This window comes from Mycobacterium sp. NPDC006124 (assembly GCF_040614235.1).
Taxonomy (GTDB): Bacteria; Actinomycetota; Actinomycetes; order Mycobacteriales; family Mycobacteriaceae; genus Mycobacterium.
Genome location: NZ_JBEXUA010000011.1, coordinates 22,862 through 23,198 on the forward strand (window position 1 = coordinate 22,862; position 337 = coordinate 23,198).

General features: G+C 73.6%; 1 pseudogene. It reads right to left on the reverse strand.

The annotated features are described in order from the left end of the window. Positions 1-337 (reverse strand): annotated as a pseudogene (locus tag ABZ195_RS20735) (hypothetical protein); the annotation flags it as partial.

The following is a 337-nucleotide window of genomic DNA, read 5'->3' on the forward strand; positions in this document are numbered from 1 at the left end:
CGGGGCCGGGGCGGCGAGCTGATCGTCATGGCCGGCCGTCTCGACAGGGGTCGTCTGTTCGACGTCGATGTCCAAGCCGCTGTCGGCACCCGGCGATGGCGCTTCCTCGGCGAGGTCGTCGCGCTCGGCCGGGGCGGCGTCGAGGTCCTCGGCGGGAAACACCGGGGCCGGGGCGGCGAGCTGATCGTCATGGCCGGCCGTCTCGACAGGGGTCGTCTGTTCGACGTCGATGTCCAAGCCGCTGTCGGCACCCGGCGATGCCGCTTCCTCGGCGAAGTCCTCGCGCTCGGCCGGGGCGGCGTCGAGGTCCTCGGCGGTGGTCTCCGCACTGGGCAGG